This window comes from Oscillospiraceae bacterium, from assembly GCA_025757985.1.
GTDB lineage: Bacteria > Bacillota > Clostridia > Oscillospirales > Ruminococcaceae > Gemmiger.
The window spans coordinates 2569500-2583505 of record CP107210.1; the positions used below are offsets into that span (position 1 = coordinate 2569500).

General features: G+C 62.0%; 10 protein-coding genes. 3 read left to right on the forward strand and 7 right to left on the reverse strand.

Going from position 1 to position 14006, the window contains the following annotated elements:
* Positions 1–257: 257 nt before the first annotated feature.
* Complete coding sequence (locus tag OGM67_12215) at positions 258–2045, reverse strand: aminopeptidase P family protein (protein UYJ34328.1); 1788 nt, start codon at positions 2043–2045, stop codon at positions 258–260.
* Positions 2046–2772: 727 nt separating this feature from the next.
* On the opposite strand from OGM67_12215, the gene OGM67_12220 reads away from it, so the two are divergent.
* Both OGM67_12220 and OGM67_12225 read left to right on the forward strand, forming a co-directional pair.
* Positions 2773–4047: a GTP-binding protein gene (locus OGM67_12220; GenBank protein UYJ34329.1), complete on the forward strand. Its 1275-nt coding sequence runs from the start codon at positions 2773–2775 to the stop codon at positions 4045–4047.
* 189 nt (positions 4048–4236) lie between these two features.
* Positions 4237–5214, forward strand: coding sequence for an outer membrane insertion C- signal (locus OGM67_12225; GenBank protein UYJ34330.1), 978 nt, complete (start codon positions 4237–4239; stop codon positions 5212–5214).
* 165 nt (positions 5215–5379) lie between these two features.
* Here the strand turns inward: OGM67_12225 and OGM67_12230 are convergent, their stop codons facing one another.
* The 3 genes from OGM67_12230 to OGM67_12240 all read right to left on the reverse strand — a co-directional run bounded on the left by OGM67_12230 (position 5380) and on the right by OGM67_12240 (position 8516).
* Complete coding sequence (locus tag OGM67_12230) at positions 5380–6354, reverse strand: L,D-transpeptidase (GenBank protein UYJ34331.1); 975 nt, start codon at positions 6352–6354, stop codon at positions 5380–5382.
* Positions 6355–6363: 9 nt separating this feature from the next.
* Complete coding sequence (locus tag OGM67_12235) at positions 6364–7563, reverse strand: pyridoxal phosphate-dependent aminotransferase (protein ID UYJ34332.1); 1200 nt, start codon at positions 7561–7563, stop codon at positions 6364–6366.
* Positions 7564–7859: 296 nt separating this feature from the next.
* A complete protein-coding gene (locus tag OGM67_12240) occupies positions 7860–8516 on the reverse strand; it encodes an HAD-IA family hydrolase (GenBank protein ID UYJ34333.1) in 657 nt (218 codons plus the stop codon).
* A 171-nt stretch (positions 8517–8687) separates the two neighbouring features.
* Here OGM67_12240 and OGM67_12245 point away from each other — a divergent pair, with 171 nt between their 5' ends.
* Complete coding sequence (locus OGM67_12245) at positions 8688–9548, forward strand: undecaprenyl-diphosphate phosphatase (protein ID UYJ34334.1); 861 nt, start codon at positions 8688–8690, stop codon at positions 9546–9548.
* Between the two features lie 159 nt (positions 9549–9707).
* Here OGM67_12245 and OGM67_12250 read toward each other — a convergent pair whose 3' ends face one another.
* The 3 genes from OGM67_12250 to OGM67_12260 all read right to left on the reverse strand — a co-directional run bounded on the left by OGM67_12250 (position 9708) and on the right by OGM67_12260 (position 13977).
* Entirely contained in the window at positions 9708–11159 is a 1452-nt protein-coding gene (locus tag OGM67_12250; GenBank protein UYJ34335.1) for an ATP-binding protein, read from the reverse strand.
* The gene (locus OGM67_12255) at positions 11152–11844 is read right to left on the reverse strand and encodes a response regulator transcription factor (protein ID UYJ34336.1); all 693 of its coding nucleotides are present in this window, start codon (positions 11842–11844) and stop codon (positions 11152–11154) included. The genes OGM67_12250 and OGM67_12255 overlap by 8 nt, the downstream gene beginning before the upstream one ends.
* Before the next feature lie 339 nt (positions 11845–12183).
* Complete coding sequence (locus OGM67_12260; GenBank protein UYJ34337.1) at positions 12184–13977, reverse strand: Na/Pi cotransporter family protein; 1794 nt, start codon at positions 13975–13977, stop codon at positions 12184–12186.
* Positions 13978–14006 lie beyond the last annotated feature (29 nt).

Below are 14006 nucleotides of genomic sequence, written 5' to 3' on the forward strand. Positions count from 1 at the left end.
GTCACAATGGCAAACGGCAGCTGCGGAGGGGTCAAGACCCCTCCCTACAGATCGGGGTCCACGGGTGCTTTGTAGGGAACGGTCTTGACCGTTCCGGGGACATGTGCCGTTATTGCATGGTAAAACATTGTTAAGGCGTAGGGGCCGGGCATGCCCGGCCCGCAGCTTACCGGCAAGCACCTGCTTTCCGGTTTATGTTGCGGGCCGGACATGTCCGGCCCCTACAGGAATATAAAAGATAAACACCTGTCAGCTGTTTATCTGCCAATCGCCGCGCACTTGGCCTGCAGCCATGCCTTCTCGTCCTCATTCAGGCGGGGGCTGAGCATCTCATAGACATGGGCATGGTAGTCGTTCAGCCAGTTGAGCTGGTCGCGGCTCAACTCGTCCACAAGGAGCGGCTCGGTCGAGATGGGCACCAGCGTCAGCGGGGCAAAGCCCAGCCAGTGGCCGTACTGGTTCTCGCCCATATCCACGCACTCCAGCTCGTTCTCGATGCGGATGCCGACCTCATCGGTCTCATAGATGCCCGGCTCATCGGTGATGGTCATGCCGGGCTTAAAAATCACGGGGTTGTTCGGGCGCAGGCTCTGGGGGCCTTCGTGTACGCCGGAGATGAAGCCAACGCCGTGGCCGGTGCCGCAGCGGTAGTTGACCTTGTGCGCCCAGACCGGGCCGCGGGCAAAGGTGTCCAGCGCAAAGCCGGTGCAGTAGTCCAGAAAGACGGCGCGGGCCATGTCGATGTGGCTCTGCAGCACCCATGTGTAATAGCGGCGCTCATTGTCGGTCAGCGGGCCGACCGGGTAGGTGCGGGTGATGTCGGTCGTGCCGCAGTCATACTGGCCGCCGTTGTCCACCAGCAGGAAGCCGTGCGGCTCGATGACGCTGTTGACCTCGCCCTCGGCGTGGTAGTGCATCATGGCGGCGTTGGCACCGTAGGCGGCAATGGTCGAGAAGCTGTCCTCAAAGTAGCCGGGCTGCTCGGCGCGGCGCTTCTGCAGCATCGTGTCGATGCCGATCTCGGTCAGGGTCTTGCCCTCGGCCAGTGCCTTTTCCAAATCCATCTGGAACCGCACCACAGCCACGCCGTCACGGATGTGGCACTCGCGGAGGTTCTTCAGCTCGGTCTCGTTCTTGATGCCCTTCAGGGCGAAGATCGGGTCAGCGCCGGCCACCGTCTTGTGGGCGGTCAGGGCCTCGTACAGGGCAAAATTGGTTGCCTTTTCGTCAACAAGGAACACTTCCTCAGCGGGCAGGGCGTGGACGGCGTCGATCAGTTCATTGTAGCCGCGCAGCGTCACGCCGCTCTCGGCCAGCGTGGCGGTATCGGCGTCAGACAGGCGGCCCGGCGCAATAAACAGCGTGCAGGCGTCCATCGTGACGAGGGCGTAGGCAACGGCCAGCGGGGTGCAGGGCAGGTCGCGGGCGCGCAGGTTCAGCAGCCAGCCCACGCAGTCCAGACCGGTCACGGCCAGCGCGGTGGCACCGGCCTTCTGCAGCGCGGCGCGCACCAGAGCAATGCGGTCGGCGGCGGCCGCGCCGGTCTGGGCGGGGGTCAGAAGGTTGCAGGGGGTGTCGGGCAGGGCAGGGCGCTCACCCGTGGCGTCCCAGATGGGGGAGGCGACATCAAGGCTCTTGAGCGCGGCACCCTTTTTGGCCAGTGCATCGCGGTATTCCTTGGCGATCGTGGCGGGCACACAGCTGCCGTCCAGCAGCAGCGTCTCGCCCTGTGCAAAGTGGCTCTCCAGATACTCGGCCACGGTCGGCACGCCCGCAGAGCCTGCGTGCATGCACTCGATCTCGCTGCCGGCCAGCTGGCGGTCGGCCTGCACATAGAAGCGGCCGTCACACCACAGGGCGCTGCGGTCTTGGGTCACAACGAGGGTCGAGTTCTCCCCGATAAAGCCGGAAAACCACGGAAGAGCGTTGTAATAGCCGGGCAGATACTCACTGCAGTGGGGGTCGCTGGTCATAATCAGCACGCCATCGGCCCCGGCTGCCTTCGCGGCAGCGCGCAGCGCGGCGATTTTTTCATTGGTAGTCAAAATGGATCGCTCCTTTTTGTGATAGATATTGGGGTTAGGTATATCATACCACGAATGCTGCAAATAATAAATAGATAAGAGATAAAAGATAATAGATAATAAAAAAGGTGGAGTTTGCGCTGAGCGCAAACAAAATGCGGCGGTAGGGGGCGGCGTCCCCGACGCCCCGCCGTGCAGGCGGTTGTTTGCGGGCAATGCGTAGGGGAGGAATTTATCCCTCCCGGGGTGTTTGCGGCGGCGCAGGGTTCCCGGGCGGCATGTATGCCGCCCCTACGGGCCAACCCGCTAATGTCTGCCTACCCGGCGGAGCGGTCAAGACCGCTCCCTACAAAGCACCCGTGAACGATAGCCCGTAGGGAGGGGTCTTAACCCCTCCGAGGCAGTGTCCCATTAGCGCCAGCCCGCGGGACACCCCCGGGCCGGGCGCTTGGCGGCGCACAACGAGCGCCGCCAGCCAGCAAAGCTGGCCCGCTCGTGCGGTTGTTTGCCCCGCGGGGGCAAACATTGTTCGCTCCCCGGTTTCGCTCCGCTCAACCGTGGCCCCACGCTCACAACCCCGCAGTGCCCGGCCCCTACGGGGAGGCGGTAATCCAATAAATTTTGCAAAAAATTCAAAAATTACGGCGCAAAAAGGCGCAAAACCCCTTGACTCGTTTGTTATAATAGTATTAGCAGTTAGTCTTTTAGATTGCCAAAATCATAAACATCTGAATAGAGGTACCCAATTATGGCTGAAAACAAAACCAAGATCGACATTTTCTCCGGCTTTCTCGGTGCCGGCAAGACCACCCTTATCAAAAAGCTCATCAAAGAGGCGTTCGCGGGCGAAAAGATCGTCCTGATCGAGAACGAATTCGGCGAGATCGGCATTGACGGCGGCTTTATGCGCGAGGCCGGTATTCAGGTCAACGAGCTGAACTCCGGCTGCATCTGCTGCAGTCTGGTCGGCGATTTCCGCGAGGCGCTGAAAAAGGTCGTTGAGACCTACCACCCCGACCGCATCCTCATCGAGCCGTCCGGCGTTGGCAAGCTGAGCGATGTCACCCGCGCAGTCGAGGGCGTGGCCGAGACCCTGCCGGTGCTGCTGAACAGCTTTGTCACCGTGGCCGATGTCAACAAGGTCAAGATGTATATGAAGAACTTCGGCGAGTTCTATGACGATCAGGTCAGCCATGCCTCCTGCATCATCCTGAGCCGCACCGGCAACGCCGGCGAGGATAAGGTCGCTGCCGCCGTTGCCCTGCTGGCCGAGAAGAACCCCACCGCCACCATCGTCACCACCGACTGGACCGCCCTGACCGGCGCCCAGATCGTCTCTGTCATGGACGGCAAGCGCGACCTTGTGGCCGAGCTGCTGGACGAGGCCCGCGCCGCCAACGAGGCACATGCCGGTGAGGAGGAGCATCACCACCACCATCATCACCATGATGAGGACGAGCATGACCACGAGCATTGCTGCCATCACGACCATGACGAGGACGAGCATGACCACGAGCATTGCTGCCATCACGACCATGACGAGGACGAGCATGACCACGAGCATTGCTGCCATCATGACCATGACGAGGATGAGCACGACCACGAGCATTGCTGCCATCACGATCATGACGAGGATGACCACGACCATGAGCATTGCTGCCATCATGACCATGATGAGGATGACCACCATCATGAGCATCACTACGATGAGCATGGCGTCTGCAGCTGCGGCCACCACCACGACCATGATGCCGATGAGGTGTTCACCAGCTGGGGCAAGGAGACGGCCCACAAGTACAGCCGCGAGGATCTCGACAAGGCGCTGCACGCGCTGGACGAGGGTGCTTACGGCATGATCCTGCGCGCCAAGGGCATCGTGGACGGCGGCGACACATGGTATGAGTTCGATATGGTTCCCGGCGAGCATGAGATCCGCACCTGTGGCCCCGATGTCACCGGCAAGCTCTGTGTGATCGGCTCCGAGCTGAAAGAGCACGAGATCGCCGAGCTGTTCCATGTTTGATTTTGCAACGCCTTCCCCCTTGGGGGAAGGTGCCTGAGGCTCCGCCCGAAGGCGGATGAGGGGCGAGCCTGCCGCAACAGCCCACGAATGACAGGCCGCGATTAGCTCTCCCCTCATCAGTCCGCTTCGCGGACAGCTTCTCCCCTAGGGGAGAAGCCTTTGACTGCTACTAACCGAAAGGACACCCCTATGCCTAAACAAATCCCCGTATACCTTTTTGTCGGCCAGCTGGAGAGCGGCAAGACAAAATTCATTCAGGAAACGATGGAGGACCCCAACTTCGACTCCGGCGACAAGACGCTGCTGCTGGTCTGCGAGGAGGGCGAGATCGAGTATGATCCCAAAAAGTTTGCCTTCGGCGGCGTGCATGTTGCCCAGATCGAGGACAAGAGCGAGCTGACGCAGGAGAACCTGACCGCGCTGGAGAAAAAGTCCGGCTGCGGCCGCGTTATCATCGAGTACAACGGCATGTGGCTTGTGCAGGAATTGTATGATGCCCTGCCGGACAACTGGCTCGTCTACCAGTGTCTGGCCACGGCGGATGGCACGACCATCAAGACCTACGCGGGTGACAGCGCCATGCGCAGCCTGCTGTTGGATAAGATTCGCGGCAGCGAGCTGCTGGTCGTCAACCGTGCCGAGGCTGTCAACGATGATGAGAGCCGCCAGCTGATCCACAAGCTGGTCCGTCAGGCCAGCCGCCGCTGCGACATTGCCTATGAGTTCGCCAACGGCAGCGTTGCCTACGATGACATCCCCGACCCGCTGCCCTTTGATGTGGACGCCCCCGTCATTGAGATCCCGGAGGAGTTCTTCGGCGTCTGGTACATGGACTGCATGGACGATCCGAAGAAATATGACGGCAAGACGGTGAAATATCTGGCGCAGGTCTGCCAGACCCAGCAGGCCGGAAAAGGCTCGTTCGTGCCCGGCCGCTTTGCCATGACCTGCTGCGTGCAGGATATCCAGTTTGTCGGCATGCCCTGCCGCTATGACGATTACAAGAGTCTGGAGCAGCGCAGCTGGATCAACATTACCGCCAAGGTCAATGTAAAATACCACCCCATCTACAAGGGCCAGACGCCGGACTCCACCGGCCCGGTCCTGACCGCGATTTCTGTGGAACCCGGCGAGAAGCCCGCACAGGATGTCGTGATGTTCAGCTAAAATAAGCATAAAAAGCACCTGCCTTCGTCAGAAAGCAGGTGCTTTTTTGTTGGTCGGCTTGTGTAGGGGCCGGGCATGCCCGGCCCGCAGCCTTCCCGCAGACGACCGTCTGATTTTATGTTGAGGGCCGGACATGTCCGGCCCCTACGGTGCGGCTTCTCTTTTTTACCCTCTCGTTCCCTCAATCTTGGAATCCGTGCTCCACCCCTGCAGATCGGTCGGGGTCAGGCTCTTCAGCCAGCCTTCGCGCTCGCTCTCCCACTGGTCCCAGGCGGCCTGACTGCGGATGGCTGTGCCGCTCTCGAAGGCATCGTCCCACGGGTTGGCGGGGTCCGGGTCGGTGGGGTCCCAGCCGCGCTTCTCAGTGTCGGCGGGGTCGGTGTAGATCGTGCCGGGCTTGCCCATCGGGCCGGGGTTCTCCTTGTCGTTGTAGATCACGACCGGCGTGCCCAGCGGGCAGTTGTCGTAGATCCACTTTACATCCACGACCGCCAGCCGGATGCAGCCAAGGCTGGCAATCGTGCCCAGCTTGTTGAACTCGTCATACTCCACATCGTCCTTGTGCTGGCTGTAGTAGGGTACGCTGTGGAACAGGTAGCTGCTGTAGATGCGGGTCGCATACTGGCCGTAGCTCGGGCCCATCAGCAGCCGCCAGCTGTAGTCCACGGGGGTGGAAAAATAGCCGGTCGGGGTGTCCGCGCCGCCGCTGCAGACCATGGCCATAAAGGGTACGGCGTAGCGGCCGGTGGCGGCGTCCACGGTGTAGACGGTGACGGTCCCGCCCGCGTTGTTGACGGCCAGCAGGTAGGGGTACCCCTCCTTGGCGGTCAGGGTCATGCCGTAGGAGGCAAACTGCTTTTCCAGCGCAGACAGCACCTCCTCGGCGTTGTCGTCCCAGACGGCGGGGTCTTCGATCACCGGTGCGGTACGGGTCGCGTTGTCATGGGCGGTTGCCATGGCGGGCACCATGGTCGGCTCCGGCGTGGCGGTCGGGGCGGGGGCGGCGCTGCTCTCCGCCGTGGCGGTGGGCAGGGGGCTTTGCAGCGGGGTCTCGTCCTTGGGGGCGTTGGGCATCTGCACACAGGCACACAGCAGGCTCAGGCAGAGCAGCAGCGGCAGGATACGGCGTAGGTTCGACATAAAGGCTCCTTATTGCTTGGTGACGCCGTACTCCGCTGCCACAAACCGCTCCAGCGCAGCAAAGCTGCGGCGGACCTTTTCGGTCCCGATGCAGTAGGCCATGCGGAAGTAGCCCGGACAGCCGAAGCTGTCGCCGGGGACAAGCGCCAGATCGTATTTCTGCGCCTTGCGGCAGAACGCCTTGGCGTCCTCCTCAAGCGCTTTGGGGAAGATGTAGAAGGTGCCGTCCGGCTTGACAACGGTAAAGCCGAGCGCGCACAGCTCGTCATAGAGCAGGTTCATGTTCGTCTCATAGACAGACAGATCGCTCGTCACCGCAAGGCAGCGCTCCACCGCCATCTGGATCAGGGAGGACGGGCAGTTGTGGCCGGTCCCGCGGGAGATCTGCCCGCACATCGGCACGATAGAAGCGGCGTCCTCGCACCGGGGGTTGGCGGCCAGATAGCCGATGCGCTCACCCGGGACGCTCAGGCTCTTGGAGAAGGAATAGCAGGTGAGCGTGTCATCGTAGAATTTGGCAGGGTAGGGGATCGCGGTGCCGCCGAACGCGATCTCGCGGTACGGCTCATCGGAGATCAGGAAGATGTGGTGGCCGAATCGGGCGGACGCCTCAACAAGGAAATCCGCAAGCTGCTGCAGCGTTTCGGCGCTGTAGGCGGTGCCGCTGGGGTTGTTGGGGCTGTTGATGAGGACGGCGGCGGTGTTCTCGTCCACCAGCGGCGCAAAGGCGGCAAAGTCGATCTGGAAATCCGCGCAGCGGGGCGGTGTGACGCGCAGCGTCAGGCCCGCGCCCTCAACATAGGGCTTATATTCGGGGAAGAACGGCGCAAAGGTCACGATGTTCTGCCCGGGCACAGCCACGCAGCGCAGGGCATGGGCCAGCGCGCCGGCCGCACCGCTCGTCATAAAGATGTAGTCGGCGGTGTAGTCCATGCCGAAGCGTTGGTTCAGGCTCTCGGCCACGGCCTTGCGGGCGGAGGGCAGCGTCAGGGTCGGTGTGTAGCCGTGCAGCGTGACGGGGTCGGTGCTTTGCAGCAAATTCTCGCACGCGGCGGTGAACTGCGGCGGGCAGGGCACCGAGGGATTGCCCAGCGAGTAGTCAAATACATTTTCGTAGCCGATCTGTGCGCCGCGCGCGGTGCTCCACTCAGAAATCTGCCGAATGACAGACTTGGCACCCAGCATATCTTTATAGTGCTGTGCAATCATAATAACAGCTCCTTTGCAAAATGTTTGTCGAGATGCGGGGAGGGGGAACGGCAGTCCCTACTGGGGACTTTTCCGCTGCCGCAAACAGCCACGGCGGCCAGAGGGCTGGCCGCCCTACCTATGCCCCGGGAAAGGCTGCTCCCCTGCGGGGCGTCGGGGACGCCGCCCCCTACATTTCCATTGCCGTAAACCTTCCGGCCACCCTGTAGGGGCCGGGCATGCCCGGCCCGCAACTTACCGACAAATCCCTTTCACGGTCAATCCGTAGGGGAGGGATTCATCCCTCCCGGGTGCCCTCACTCCAAAATCACCTTTTCCAGTGCGGCGGCGTCCTCGGCAAGGTATTCGGCCCCGGCGGCGGTCAGCTCCTCCCGGGTGCGGAAGCCCCACAGCACGCCGCAGCAGGGCAGGCCGGCGTTGTGCGCGGTGTCGGCATCGACATTGCTGTCGCCGACATACAGTACGCTGCCGTCCGGCGTTACGCCAAGGCTTGCCATCAGCGCGCGGGTGCCCTCGGGTGCGGGCTTGGTCGGTACATCGGGCAATGCGCCGCGCACGATCTCAAACAGGTCGGCGTCAAAGTAGCGGGCCACCACGGCGCGGGCAAACTCGTCCGCCTTGTTGGAAAATACCGCCATCTTCACCCCGGCGGCTTTCAGGCGCGCCAGCAGCTCCGGTATGCCGGGGTAGGGCGCTGTCTTGTCGTGCATGTGCACGCCGTATACTTGGTCAAACTCGGCCAGTGTGGCGGCCAGCTGCGCGGGGCTGCGGCAGTCCGCAGGGCTGAAACGCTCCACCAGCTTGGGGATGCCGTTGCCCACAAAATAGCGGTACTGCGCAGTATCGTGCTGGGGCCAGCCGTGGGCGGCGCAGACGCGGTTGGCGGAGTCCGCCAGATCGTCGATCGTGTTCAACAGGGTTCCGTCAAGATCAAACAGTACGGTTTTATACATTCCTCAAAACCTCTTTGCACAAGAAATCACTCTTATTATAGTGTCATTTGACGAAAACGGCAAGACGCCCGCGCCGTTTACCGTGAAAAAAATGTAAATTCTTAAAAAACTGTTCCTATTTTGCCGAAATATGGTATGATATAAGGTAGCATTGCAAGGAGGGTTTGTTGAATGGAATTGTTTTTTGATATGCTGCGCTCGATCGTCTACGGCGTGATCGAGGGCATTACCGAATGGCTGCCCATCTCCAGCACCGGCCACATGATTCTGGCCGAGCAGGTGCTGAAATTCAGCCTGAGCGCCGAGTTTATGGAGATGTTCCGCGTTGTCATCCAGCTGGGTGCGATCCTCGCGGTCGTGGTGCTTTACTTCAAAAAGCTGTGGCCCTTCTGCGGCGATAACGGCCGCGACTCCGGTCTGGCCAAGCACATCCGCTGGCCGGTCATGCGGCTGTGGGGCAAGATCATCGTGGCCTGTCTGCCCGCCGCCGTGCTGGGCCTGCTGCTGGATGACTGGATGGACGCACACCTCTACAACAGCGTGGTCGTTGCGATCATGCTGATCGTCTACGGCATTGCGTTCATCCTGATCGAGCGCCGCCCCCGCGTGCCCACCACCACCAAGCTGAGCCGCATTACCTACAAGCAGGCAATCATTGTGGGCGCATGGCAGGTGCTGGCGCTGATCCCCGGCACCTCCCGCAGCGGCGCGACCATCATCGGCGGCCTGCTCTGCGGCATGAGCCGCGCCTGCGCGTCCCAGTTCACCTTCTTTTTGGCCATCCCGGTCATGGCGGGTGCCTCCGGCCTCAAGCTGGTCAAGTTCCTTGCCAAGGGCGGCGTCTTTACGCTCGGTGAGGTCGGCACGCTGCTGGTGGGCTGCATTGTGGCGTTTGTCGTCTCGATCCTTGCGATCCGCTTCCTGATGGATTATGTCAAAAAGCACACCTTCACGGTGTTCGGCTGGTACCGCATCGCGCTCGGCATCCTTGTGCTGGGCATCTGGGCGCTGCAGAGCTTCGTGCTGGCGTAAAATACACAATAGAAAATCCGCTGCTTCCCCATGCCGGGGGAGCAGCGGATTTTTTGTGGCGGTTGCGCGGTAGGGGCCGGGCATGCCCGGCCCGCGGCTTTCCCGCAGGCGCGATTTTACCTTTCTGTTGCGGGCCGGACATGTCCGGCCCCTACAACTCTATGGATTTTTCGGGAAGGTCACCCGTATGGTCGTCCCGGTGCCGACCTGACTCTGCAGGTCGATGCGCGCATCGTGCAAAAGGGCAATGTGCTTGACGATCGCAAGGCCCAGACCGGTGCCGCCGGTTGCCTTGGAGCGGCTCTTGTCCACGCGGTAGAACCGCTCAAACACGCGGGTCTGGCTGTCCTGCGGGATGCCGATGCCGTTATCCTCGACCTCAAAGTAGGGGCAACCGTCGCTGCCCACGCCGCAGCGCAGCTCTACATGGCCGCCCGGGCGGTTGTAGCGTATGGCGTTGTCGCACAGGTTCTGGGTCAGCTCGCTCAGCTGGTCGCGGCTGCCCTGCACCGTGGCGGGCCGGGCGTCATACTGCAGCGTCACATAGGCGCGGCGGGCGTTGACCGTCATGTTCTGGGCGGTCTCCTTGACCAGCGCGGCCAGATCCACCGGCACAGCCTCGGCCGCTGCCTCGCGGGTGCGGCTGGCCTGATTGCTGTCCAGCTCGCTCAGCTGCAGAATGTCGCTGACAAGCGCGATCATCCGCTGCGCCTCCTTGTGGATGCGGGCGGCAAAAGTCGGGATGTCCTCGGCTTTGGCCATGCCGGTCTCGATCAGCTCCGCATAGCCGGAGATGCTCGTCAGCGGGGTTTTCAGCTCGTGGCTGACATTGGCGGTGAACTCACGGCGCATCGTTTCGTTGTCCTCGCGCAGCTTGCGGTCGGTCTGGATCGTCCGCGCCAGCGGGATCAATTCTTCATACGGCACATCGGCCTCGATCGTGTCGAGATGCTCGGCCAGATGGTTGATGGGCTGCACCATGCGGCGGGTCAGCCACCAGCTGAACAGCGTGGCCGCCAGCAGGATCAGCACGACCGCCGCGGAAAGCAGCGGCAGCGTGTCGGCGCTCAGGCCCCAGATGTTCGCAATGTCCTCGCCCACGCGCAGCACCTGCGTCCCGTCCGGTGTGTCGATGCGCAGCGCGTAGTAGTGGGTCTCGGTCTGCATCGTCTCGCTTTCGCGGGTCACGCTGGCGCTGCCCTTCTCCATCGCCTGCCGGAACTCCGGCCGGTCGGCGTGGTTGGGCAGGCTGGAGTCCATGACGGCACAGAGCGTATGGGTGCCATCGTAGACAAGCGCCGAGGCTTTGCTGTCAAAAAGCACGGTGCCGTCTGCATCAATCAGCGTAAAGCGCAGGGTGCGGGCGCTCTCCTCCGGCAGCATGGTCACAAAGGACGCGGCATCGTGGGTGCCCTGCGCCTTGTAGGCGGCGGCGTATCCGTCGCAGATCTGGGCAAGGTAGCTGTCCACCCGCTCCACATAGCTGCGCTGGAACAGCACCGTGGCGGCGGCCAGCATCGCCAGCACGCAGAGCACGCCGGTCAGGATCAGGCCGCGGCGGTAGCGGCGGGTCATGCTCAACGGCTGCTTTTGGGTGTTTTCGTCAGTCATCGCTGCCCTCCGTGCTGAGCTTGTAGCCCACCTTGCGCACGGTGCGGATGGCCTCACCCGCTGCGCCCAGCTTCTGGCGCAGGGTGCGCACATGCATGTCAATCGTGCGGGACTCCAGCAGATCATCGGTGTCCCAGACATCCTTCATGATCCGCTCGCGGGCCAGTACCTCCTCGGGATGCTCCAAAAACAGATGCAGCAGCGAGTATTCCTTGTAAGTCAGCTCAACGGGTGTGCCGCCCACACGGACCGTGCGGGCCACATCGTCCAGCACGATCTCACCGAAATGCAGGGTGGATGCAGCCGGCGCGGGGGCGGCAACCGCCGCGCGGCGCAGCACGGCTCGCACGCGGGAGATAAACTCCATGATGCCGAACGGCTTGCAGAGGTAGTCGTCCGCGCCGTGGTCGAGCCCCTTGACGACATCAATTTCGCTGGTCTTGGCCGTGACCATAATGACCGGCAGGTGTGCGCAGGCGGGGTCGGCGCGCAGCTTGTTCAGGATCTGGTAGCCGTCCTCATCGGGCAGCATCACATCCAGAATAACCAGCTCGGGCCGGGCCTCGCGCACGGCAGCCCAGAAGCTGGCGGCGTCCTCGCAGCCGCGGGCGTCATAGCCGTTGGACTGCAGCGCGTATTGCTCCAGCTCACGGATGCTGGAATCGTCCTCGACGATGTAGATCATAGTAAATACCCCTTACTATAAACATAGGGGCCGGGCATGCCCGGCCCGCGGCTTTGCGTGGCCGTCCGATAACGGGCGGCTGCTTTTCTGTTGCGGGCGGGGCATGCCCCGCCCCTACAAAAAGGCTTCCCCCTCGGGGCTGCGCCCGCAGGCGCGTGTCGGAGCGCAACCGCCGCAGGCGGCTCTTAGCGCGGAGACTGAAGCTGTCCGCGAAGCGGACTGATGAGGGGCGGGGTTCCCAATACAGCCCGGTAACGGGATGGCGGGGCAAGGCTGCCCCTCATCCGGCCTCGGTCGGAGCCTCGGCCACCTTCCCCCATAGGGGAAGGCACGTAATTTTTAGTTTTCGGCCGGATTTTCAGCAGGCTCGGAATATGCCTCCGGCGGGAAGGTGTAGCGGCCGCGGTATTTCTCGTACCGGCGCTCAAATTTGACATCATCACCGTGCTTGACGGTGTTGAGGTATTCGTGGGTGTCAAACTTATCGGCGGCGACCTCGATCATCGCAACGGCAATGTTCGAGCAGTGGTCGGCGATGCGCTCATAGTTGGTCAGCAGATCGTCCAGCACAAAGCCGTACTCAATCGTGCAGGCACCGGCCTGCAGGCGGGCGATATGGCGGCTCTTGACCTCGCGCACAAGACCGTCCACGACCTGCTCCAGCGGCTCGATCTTTTTGGCGGCGTAGGTGTCGCCCTTCTGGAAGGCATCGACCGTGCGGTTCACGATGTCCTGCACGGCGGCCTCGAGCACGCTCAGGTCGCCAAGGGCCTCGTCACTGAATTTGATCGACTTGTCGCGGATCTCCTCGGCCGTCTTGATCAGGTTGACGGCATGGTCGGAGACGCGCTCAAAGTCGCCGATCGTGTGCAGCAGCGTGTTGACGGTGCGGTTGTCGTCCACCGAGAGATGCTTGGCGCTCAGCTTGACAAGGTAGGTGCCCAGCACGTCCTCATAATGGTCAACGGCGTCCTCTTTGCGCAGGACTTCATCCGCAATGGCATCGTTCCAGACGCGGGTGGTGGACATGGCCTGCAAAAGCGCGGTGCGGCAGATTTCCGCCATATCGCTGCCGGTCAGCATGGCGCGGCCAACGGCCACGGACGGGGTGGTGAGCAGACGGTCGTCCAGCAGGGTGTTCTCCTGCTTTTGGTCGGCGGGGGAATCGGGCACGGTCAGGATGGCAAGCTTCTCCAGCACACGGTTGAACGGCAGCAGGATCGCGGTCGTCACGACATTAAAGACCGTGTGGACGATGGCAATGCCGAAGGTGTTGGCCGTGTCGGCAAAGAAGCTGAACCCGATCAGCGCGTTCAGGCCGTAGAACCCGCACAGGAAGATGATGGTGCCGATCAGGTTGAAATACAGATGGACAAAGGCGGTGCGCTTGGCGTTCTTGTTGGCACCGGCGGAGGAGATCAGCGCCGTGACGGTGGTGCCGATGTTCTGGCCCATGATGATGGGCACGGCAGCGGAGTAGGTGACCGCGCCGGTGCTGGTCAGGGCCTGCAGGATACCGACCGATGCGGACGAGGACTGCAAAACAGCCGTCAGCACCGCGCCCGCGATAACGCCGAGGATGGGATTTTTGAAGCTGAGGAACAGATCCATGAACCACGGCTCATCGGCCAGCGGGGACATGGCATGGGACATCGTGTTCATGCCGGCCATCAAAATGGCGAAGCCCAGCATAATTTTACCGACGCCGCGCTTGCGGTCCTTGCCGATCATATACATCCAGATGCCGATAAAGCCGAGGATTGGGCTCCAGGCATTGGGGTTCATCATCTGGGTGATGAAGCTGTCACCCTCGAGGCCGGACAGCGACAGCAGCCAGCCGGTGACGGTGGTGCCGACATTCGCGCCCATAATGACGCTGATGGCCTGATGCAGCTCCATCAGACCCGAGTTGACGAAGCCGACCGCCATAACGGTGGTGGCACCGCTGGACTGAATGACGGCGGTGACGGCCATGCCGAGCAGCAGGCCGCGGATGGGGCTGCTGGTCATGGTGGACAGAATGCCCTGCAGCTTACTGCCGGCTGTCTGCTCCAGCGCTTTACCCATCAGGTCCATGCCATACAGGAACATGGCAATGCCGCCCATCAGGGTGAACACATTAAATATGGTCATCCGGTGTTACACATCCATTCTCTGTTTTG

Excerpts from the sequence above, each read along its gene's own strand:
- OGM67_12220 (UYJ34329.1), top strand. The coding sequence starts at position 2,773 with ATGGCTGAAAACAAAACCAAGATCGACATTTTCTCCGGCTTTCTCGGT.
- OGM67_12225 (UYJ34330.1), top strand. The coding sequence starts at position 4,237 with ATGCCTAAACAAATCCCCGTATACCTTTTTGTCGGCCAGCTGGAGAGC.
- OGM67_12230 (UYJ34331.1), bottom strand. The coding sequence starts at position 6,354 with ATGTCGAACCTACGCCGTATCCTGCCGCTGCTGCTCTGCCTGAGCCTG.
- OGM67_12235 (UYJ34332.1), bottom strand. The coding sequence starts at position 7,563 with ATGATTGCACAGCACTATAAAGATATGCTGGGTGCCAAGTCTGTCATT.
- OGM67_12240 (UYJ34333.1), bottom strand. The coding sequence starts at position 8,516 with ATGTATAAAACCGTACTGTTTGATCTTGACGGAACCCTGTTGAACACG.
- OGM67_12245 (UYJ34334.1), top strand. The coding sequence starts at position 8,688 with ATGGAATTGTTTTTTGATATGCTGCGCTCGATCGTCTACGGCGTGATC.
- OGM67_12250 (UYJ34335.1), bottom strand. The coding sequence starts at position 11,159 with ATGACTGACGAAAACACCCAAAAGCAGCCGTTGAGCATGACCCGCCGC.
- OGM67_12255 (UYJ34336.1), bottom strand. The coding sequence starts at position 11,844 with ATGATCTACATCGTCGAGGACGATTCCAGCATCCGTGAGCTGGAGCAA.
- OGM67_12260 (UYJ34337.1), bottom strand. The coding sequence starts at position 13,977 with ATGACCATATTTAATGTGTTCACCCTGATGGGCGGCATTGCCATGTTC.